The following is a 6045-nucleotide window of genomic DNA, read 5'->3' on the forward strand; positions in this document are numbered from 1 at the left end:
AAACCAAGAAAGTGGAAAACAAAAAGTACCTAATCCAAGGAAATTAGCTCCTACTTTCAAACCCTACGATAATCGACAAGTTCAAATGATTTATGATATCGAATCCCTTATTCCACAACATCACGAGGCCCGTGTAGTAGACGAAATGGTTGAAGCTATTCCTGATGAGAAACTGTTTTCTTACTATGTAGGTGGTGGGAGAAGGTCGTACCATCCTAAAATGATGCTTAAAATCATCCTTTATGGTTACTCCCAAAAGGTTTATTCCTGCCGTGGAATCGAAAAATTAGCAAATGAAAGTATCCCCGCCATGTGGTTGTCAGCGATGCAACTACCAGATTTCCGTACAATCAATGAGTTTCGTGGCGGACGCATGAAAGACTTTATGGATGAACTATTCGAAGCTATGATTCACAAGTTGATTGAAGAGAACTACATAACATTTGAAAATTATTTTTTGGATGGCACTAAGATTGAAGCCAACGCCAACAAGTATAGTTTTGTATGGAAACGAGCGACTTCAAATTTCGAAGAGAAATTAAAAGAAAAAATTAAGGACGCCCTTCAGCATATTCATGAATTAACGCAGTCGGAAGCACATTCAGAACAAGAAATCACTGAACAAGAATTAGTAGAAGTTGCCGAAGAACTTGAGGGAAAAGTTGAGGCATTAACAGAGGTAATTGATAGCGAAACGGATAAAAACGTTCGAAAAGAAAAAAGACAAGAACGTAGTCAATTAAAGAAATCCATCAAGCAAATCCGAGAGGATTTTATACCTAGAATGACTAAGTACAAAGAACAAAATGAAGTGTTTGGTGATCGGAATAGCTATTCGAAAACGGACAAAGATGCCACTTTCATGCGGATGAAAGAAGATCATATGAAAAATGGTCAACTTAAGCCGGGATATAACGTACAAATAGGAACTGAAAAACAGTTTATTCTTCACTATTCAATCCATCAACGCCCAACGGACACTCGCTGTTTTATTCCACACATGGAGAAACTAGCTAATTCTTCTCTACCAATGCCTAAAGTAGTGAGTGCAGATGCAGGGTATGGTAGTGAAGAGAATTATGTATACGCTGTTGGAGATGAGAAAGAGCAACGATTTGAGTTTCTTATTCCTTACGGAAGTTATGTACAGGAACAAACCCGCAAATATAAAAAAGACATCAAAAACGCGAAGAATTGGACTTATGTGGAAGAGGATGACTGTTTTATTTGCCCGAATGGAATGAAAGTTACGTTTAAAAAATACATGAACAAAAAGAATAGGTCTGGCTACGAGCAAAGTTTCAAAATATATGAATGTGAAGATTGTACAGATTGTCCACTTAAGGCACAATGTACAAAAGCAAAAGGTAACCGTCAGATTCATTGGAACACAATCTTTGAAGAAATGAAAGCTAAAGCTAAATCAGCCCTTGAATGTGAAGAAAAGGCCGCTATCTACGCTCAACGTAAAGTTGAGGTAGAAAGTGTGTTCGGTCACATCAAGGGCAATAGGTCGTTCCGCAGATTTTCCTTGCGGGGGCTCGACAAAGTATATGTCGAGTTTGGGATTGTGGCATTAGCCCACAATATATTGAAAGTAGCAGGCATCCGCCAGCTACTTTCAGAGAAAAATCGAAAAACTCAAAAGGGCAAGGGAGAAAAACGAATTGTTTTTCCCCCTTGCCTTATTTTTTAGGACTTATCGGACAGTCCCTTTTTTCTTGGCACTATTGTAATAACAAACTTCAGAAAGCCCTATGCGTCCTGATTGCCTTATTGGTTTTCAAGATAGTGACGGACTCCATCTTCATCCATTTTCCAATGAGAAAACCAGTCTTCCCATAATTCCCACACCTCTGACACAATAAAATTATGGGCCCTATCCTTCGTTTGAGTATATTTGTACATTGGTATATCATTTTCATCGTACCAGGTGTAAGTTGTATATCGGTCTTTTGTTGTTACTACGGCATCATCGAAATCTCCTAGAGCATTTCTATTAAGCCAGTATTCAATTGTATTTTTCGTTTGACCATCTCTTGTAAAATCCCAATTCCATAGGTCATATTCACCAAAGAATAGGTATGCAGGAATTTTGTCAGTCTTTCCTTCAAGCGATCTTAAAAGAGGTCCGGAGGTAGAACCGACCGCCGCAAAGTATTCCGGCATTACAGCAGTAGCATAGTTAGTGAACATGGAACCAAGAGACTGGCCAGTAAGATAACGTCTTCCTGGATCCACATTATAGTCTTTATCAATTTGTATTATGACTTCTTCAAGGAATAAAAAGTCATCTTGCTTATCTGTGTTGTAATTGACATTCCAGGTCACTTCAGTAGAGGAATTGTATTGCTCACTCGGCATTACAAGCATGAATCCATATTTATCTGCCACTTCCCACCAATGACTAGCATCAAAGAATACTCTCGCGGTTTGAGTATTTCCAGCAAGGACAAAGACTGCAGGGATATTTTCCAATGGCGCAGATTCAGGCACATATACCAAATACTCCCTTTTATAACCGTTAAGGTCCATTTCCTTGATTTCTACACCCATTGCCTCATAATCAGGTCTAACTCCTAGAACATTCCCGTTAATAGAAGTACTGTCATAACGTGTATAATATGATAGAAAATCATAGACCTTCTTTGTAAAACCTTTACTATAAACCCCATTGCCACCTTTTTCAAAGACTGCCACTTGAGAGCGGACATCACTATAAGATGTTACAATACTTTTTGAATCTTCTTTTTGCATAAAGACTTTACTTCCCATTGGATTGTTTGCAGAGATTTCACCGTTAGGAACGGTGTCATTGGCCACTTTCCAGTACTCAACAACGTTTTTTATAGAATTTAAATCATTGTTAATAAACCATGTTGGGACAGGAACTTCGCTGTAAGAGATGTTTTTATTTTCAGGGAATGTTTTCGAACCTATATTATTTATAAAATCCGTATCTAAATCTTTCGTTTGAATAAATGTAGAACCAATTACAAACAACGGATTTTCCATTGCCCAAGCCTGGAGTGCCGTTCCGCCATCACCATAACCTGCAAGATAGAAGAGACCAAAAGTATTGTAATATGTAGTATCCCTGATCACTTTGAATGCCTCGTTGATATAGGCAAGCTCCTCTTCAACAGTCCCCCAACCATCTGTTCCAGGCTCAAGAATAAACAAACCTTCCGATTTTTTATCGGCAATATCCAACCAACCGGTTTTCTTTAGAAATTCTTCAGTAGACATGCCACCCGGTGTAGCAATTACAGTGAAGTAATCACGTACAGTGGTATCCGGTGCTACGTAAATCTTAACTGATCGTTTATTCTCACCAATATTGACATTACGAGTAAAATAACCAGTTAACGGCAATTTGTTCCCCATTGTGATGTCAATTGGAGGTTTTTTCATACCATCAAGTTGAATCGCTTTAAATATAGTTCTTTCATGATTAGAGGCTGCTGAAACTGGTAATATTGTACCTAATAGCGTTATTAAAGCAAAAATCATAGAAAAAAGTATTTTACTTTTCATACCATTACCCCCGGGATTTTATTGATGAACATCTTCCAATCGCAAAACACGCTGTTCTTGCCAACATTCAGGATTTTGCGGATGGGCAAGGTCTTTTACAGTGACTATAAGTGACTGCTAGTTTAATTTACCCATCCTCCAACTGTAATTTTATTTCTTATTTACCGTAAAAGTATAAGTACTAGTCGTAACTTTGTCCGGCGCAATGATTTCGATTTTAATCACTGACCCATCTGAAACTCGAATGGAAGTCTTTGATCGATAATCTACCTTTTTACCGTTAATCCTAATAGTCTTTACGTTAGTAGACATCGTTGTTGGTATGATAGTGATGTTTTCATTGGATTTTGGTACTTCGATCGTGTAATCATATGTCCAAGGATCAAACTTGTTTTGTAACGAATTGTTTACCGTTATTGTGTTACCTGCCCAAGAAAAAGACCTAGGCTCTGCCCACTGGACAGGCTTTCCTACTAGTTCTCCACCTTCAATTTCAATATTGGAGAGCACGGAATATTTCATATATCCGTCCTTGCTATTATAGTTGATAGGTGACGAAGTGAGGTATTCAGTACTATCACCTTTAATACCAGGAAGTTTAATCGCAATCCAATTGGTGCCGTCCTTCCACATATCACCAATTATTGTTGTTCTGCTATTAGGAGCATCATTATTTCCACGTAATGTTGGAGTTGTGCCGTTTTCACCTTTATCAATTACTTGTTGCACAGCGGCTTCATATATTCCTAGATGACTAGCCTCAAGTGCTGACTCGTCATGACCTGTAAAAATCTGAGTGATTTTGCCATCATCTTTTTTAAAGTTGGAATATGTTTGCTGGACAAGAGATAGGAAAAGATCTGTCTTCACTCCCATTACTGCAACATTATCAGCAGAGCCTGCTCTCGTACAGCCGTATATATCGGATGCGAATATTAATCCATTTTCCTTGTCCTGAAGGATAATATCACTATGGTCATGTCCTGGTAAGGCATATACATGAAGCTTGCTGCCTCCTACATCAATTACATCGCCCTCTTCAATGTTTTTCACCTTAGCCTGATCTTCCGGATTGTTAAGGACAGAGGCGATAGGAGCCCATCCACGCTCATTCACATAAATTTCGTGGTCATCCGCAAAATTTGGTGCCTGGGCCATGTGGTCGCCATGGGAGTGCCCAATTATTACAGAATAAGGTTTTTTAGCTATATTTTCATCAATATACTCTTTCAAGTTTTTTGCATCAGCTCTAGTTTGTAATGCATCAAACAGTATTCCCTTATCTTGACCCTCGATGTACCAAGCCATTGGACGAACTGATTCTGAATCGTTATAGAGTTGATATACAGCAGGGCTGCTGCTGGTTTTTTCTTTGATAAGTTTGTGCTGAAAATCATCAATTACTGGACGATAAAGATGCCAAGTAAAAGTTTGAACAGGACTTGTTACCATTCCGTCCTTTACTGCTATAGCTTTATAAACAACTGTTCGCTCAGGAAGTTGACTATTATTTAGCATTTCATTAATATGTCCCGTATATTCAACGGTGTATATTTTACTGGATGTCGTTGGTTCTGACCCATCTGTCGTATAGTAAATGGTAGCGTCTGGTGTAGGAGTATACAGCTTGACATAGCGTCTTGGTGCTACGGCATTCTGCTTAGGGAGTGCTTGGACTGGGGTAACTATCTTACTGGTTATTTTGTTGAATATCTTCTCTACTTCGGATGTTTTGATTGGTTCATTAGGTGCAAACAACTTAGGTGTTTTTCCCGACATAAATCCCCATTCTACCAACGCATTCACACTGCCTCTGGCGTCAGGTCTAATATTTTTGTAATCGGAAAACTTAGCATCATTATCCGACTCCGTAATTTTAAACACATTAGCGAGTATTACCGCAGCATCCTGTCGTGAGACCTCGGTGTCAGGATTGAAGTTACCCTGAGAGTCAGGACTTATGATGCCTTCCTCGTAAGCTGCTTCAATTTCCTTGCCATATTTATCTGTGGTTTTAACGTCATTAAATTTTTTTAGTGGAGCCTTCCATATGTCATTGTAATCACTCGGATGTGGCCATGCGAAGTAGCTCGAAATCTTAGCGATAAACTCAGCTTTGCTAATTAAGTCCCCTTTTAATACCTTTTTATTTTCTCCCTGTGTGGATGCATATAAAGTACTAGGAAATAGCATCACTACTATCATCAACATTAAGAATAACTTTGATTTTTTAAAATTTCTTAACACGATCGTACCTCCTCTTTTATGTATTACACACCTTCCTGTCCTGATAGATGACTTTGACTTTTCATTACAATTAGAACATGACTATTACAAACTACCTAACAAGTTGAAACGTTTTCAACAAACAAATAAATAATATGAGAACTTCACCATTTGATATACTAGATCCATATCCCCTCCATAACAAAATGTAAGATCATAATCCATTTACAAAGATTATTTAATAACTACGCTGTATTCAATCAATAGTTTACTAAATCGATC

Annotated in this window: 3 protein-coding genes; 1 reads left to right on the top strand and 2 read right to left on the bottom strand. The window is 38.2% G+C overall.

The window, feature by feature from the left end; all coding sequences use genetic code 11:
• Positions 1 to 1696, top strand: a 1696-nt coding sequence (locus E1I69_RS23690) for an IS1182 family transposase (protein WP_136381965.1), incomplete at its 5' end; no start/stop codon positions are given.
• A gap of 77 nt (positions 1697 to 1773) precedes the next feature.
• On the opposite strand, the gene E1I69_RS23695 is transcribed toward E1I69_RS23690, so the two are convergent.
• Both E1I69_RS23695 and E1I69_RS23700 read right to left on the bottom strand, forming a co-directional pair.
• Positions 1774 to 3537: an alpha/beta hydrolase family esterase gene (locus tag E1I69_RS23695; protein ID WP_136381966.1), complete on the bottom strand. Its 1764-nt coding sequence runs from the start codon at positions 3535 to 3537 to the stop codon at positions 1774 to 1776.
• A 150-nt stretch (positions 3538 to 3687) separates the two neighbouring features.
• The gene (locus E1I69_RS23700) at positions 3688 to 5784 is read right to left on the bottom strand and encodes an S-layer homology domain-containing protein (RefSeq protein WP_136381967.1); all 2097 of its coding nucleotides are present in this window, start codon (positions 5782 to 5784) and stop codon (positions 3688 to 3690) included.
• Between the last annotated feature and the right edge of the window lie 261 nt (positions 5785 to 6045).

Origin of the sequence: Bacillus timonensis (assembly GCF_004799755.1) — a bacterium.
Classification (GTDB): domain Bacteria; phylum Bacillota; class Bacilli; order Bacillales; family Bacillaceae_L; genus Ferdinandcohnia; species Ferdinandcohnia timonensis_A.

Bases quoted from the DNA above. Each gene is read 5' to 3' on its own strand.
- E1I69_RS23695 (WP_136381966.1), bottom strand. From the start codon at position 3,537: ATGAAAAGTAAAATACTTTTTTCTATGATTTTTGCTTTAATAACGCTA.